Raw genomic sequence first — 2,187 nt, forward strand, 5'->3', positions numbered from 1 at the left:
CTTCAACTCCGAGCGGGCAAGCGACGCGCTCGGTGGCGCGACACCGGACGACTACCGGTCGTCGCTGGGGATGGCCGCGATTTAGCGGTCCAGGAAATCGTCCGCAGTCCCGCGCTCATTCCGGGATGCAATTTCCGGTTGAGGGCTGATTTGGAAACGGCATCCCACTCTGAGGCCGAAATCTGGGGCACAGTTTCCGGTTGAGGGGCGTTCCGGAAAGCTCGTCCCATTCCGAGCGGCAATTCTGGGATGCAGCTTCTGCCGACACAGACGACGACCCGCCGCCCTTATCACATGCCTTCAAATATGTGATCCAGAAACACAAACCAGCAGATAGAATGCTCTTTTTCAAAAAAGTACACGTCCCAAAACTTACCAAGGCTTCATATCTAGCTACCGTTCAAGGTCGCCGATTACCTCCCACCGATTCGGATGTAAAAATGTCGCCGAAAACAGGCCATCTACCTGCATGGTTAGATTTTGGCCAGCTTTTGGTCAGCTGAGCGGCAAGTTGCGGCTGATACGTTTTTGCTACCCAAAAGGAGGCGGTAGCTCATGACCCATTGCAATGACCAACTCATCGACCAACTGCTCACTCAAGCCGAACAAGAGGGACGATGCCTGATCCCCCCGAGCACAGCGATCCGAAAAGCGCTCCTCCGGCGCACCGGCAGCGCGGTCGTCTCCCCCATGCCGGGACTGTTCGCGCGCAAAATGCGCTGGGATGAGCTCAACCGAGCGCAGCGTCATTGCGAAATCCTCCGCGCCCTTGCGGTCACCCACCCCGATTGGACGTTCTGCTCGTTTTCGGCAGCTTGCCTGCTGGGGCTCGAGGTCTCGTGGCGATACCTGAATGTCGTGCATGTCTGCAGCTCGACAAAGCCGTCGGCTCGCCCGGGCGTCCGAATCCAGCGGCACCAGATTGAGCCGGCCGGAGCAATCCGTCTATCCGGCATATCGGTAACGCCGCCCATCCAAACGGTCACAGATTGTCTGCTGCAAACTGGTTTTGCCGACGGTATGCCCATTGCCGATTCGGCAATCTCAAAGCTCGGCCTTACGCGAGAGCAGCTGATGGAGGCCGTCGAGCAACGAGCGACCGCCCGCAATGGTCGCGCGATTCGTACCGCCCTCACAACACTTCGATATGCCGACGCTCGCGCCGAGAGCGGCGGGGAATCGGTCACCCGAGCCGTCATGATCGAGACGGGCTTTGCGCCCGACTGGCTTCAATACGAGTTGACGGACCCCTTCGATTCGACCGAGACCATGCGAACGGACTTTGCCTGGGAGCGCCAGGCGCGGGAACTCACGCTGGGCGAGCTCGACGGGTTCGTCAAATATACCGACCAGACCATGCTAGCCGGGCGTACCACCGCCGAGGCACTCGTTGCCGAACGGCAGCGCGAGGCGCATCTGTCGCTCTATGGTCACCCTCTGCTGCGCTTTACCATGAGTGAAGTCCGCTCGGCAGGCATGCTCGGCAAAAAGCTGCAGACGGCAGGCATCCGGCAGACCGCGCTGCCGACATGGCTCAACGAAGTAGAGCTGTAGGAGCTGCTGAGCTTATGCCCGTCTGCCCACCAAACTGGGACACACCTTCCGGTTGGCAGCACCCGCGGAAACCATGTCCCAGATTGAGCACTCAAAACGGGATGCGCTTTCCAAATGGCATGCCTAGCGGAAACCGCATCCCAGAATCAGGCCTCAGAACGGGACAGTCTTTCCGGATGGAGCACTCAGCGGAAACTGCACCCCGGATTAGACGCTCAAACTGGGACGCAGTTTCCGCTGAGATTCCATCCGGAAACCGTGTCCCACCCCGAGCGTCAATTCTGGGATGAACTTTCCGCCAGAGGGTTCAGCCGGAAACGGCATCCCACTCTGGAGCGAAATTCTGGGACGCAGTTTCCGGTTGAGGGCCGTTCCGGAAAGTGCGTCCCATTCCAGGCGCGGATTCCGGGATGCGCTTTCCGCTAGAGGCTCTACCGGAAAGCACGCCCCATTCTGAGCGCCAATTCTGGGACGCAGCTTCCGCATGCGGAGGCGCTCCAAACAAAAGGCCCCGGCTCGCGATGAACTGCACCCCAAAACCTGGACGGCTTAAATAAGAACTACGCCGCAAGGGACTGTCTCCGGAACTCCTCCGGGGTCAGTCCCTTCAGTTTAACCTGGCGCCTCCTCGTG

At 59.5% G+C, this 2,187-nt stretch carries 2 protein-coding genes; one reads left to right on the forward strand and one right to left on the reverse strand.

Features of this window, described 5'->3' with window-relative positions:
• Positions 1-555: 555 nt before the first annotated feature.
• On the forward strand, positions 556-1,554 hold the full coding sequence (locus ACTQW0_RS08450) for a hypothetical protein (protein ID WP_441567770.1): 999 nt from the start codon (positions 556-558) through the stop codon (positions 1,552-1,554).
• 560 nt (positions 1,555-2,114) lie between these two features.
• On the opposite strand, the gene ACTQW0_RS08455 is transcribed toward ACTQW0_RS08450, so the two are convergent.
• A partial coding sequence (locus ACTQW0_RS08455) for an IS3 family transposase (protein ID WP_441015707.1) occupies positions 2,115-2,187 on the reverse strand: 73 nt, incomplete at its 5' end.

Origin of the sequence: Collinsella sp. LCP19S3_B7, assembly GCF_052121795.1 — a bacterium.
Lineage (GTDB): Bacteria > Actinomycetota > Coriobacteriia > Coriobacteriales > Coriobacteriaceae > Collinsella.

Bases quoted from the DNA above. Each gene is read 5' to 3' on its own strand.
- ACTQW0_RS08450 (WP_441567770.1), top strand. From the start codon at position 556: ATGACCCATTGCAATGACCAACTCATCGACCAACTGCTCACTCAAGCC.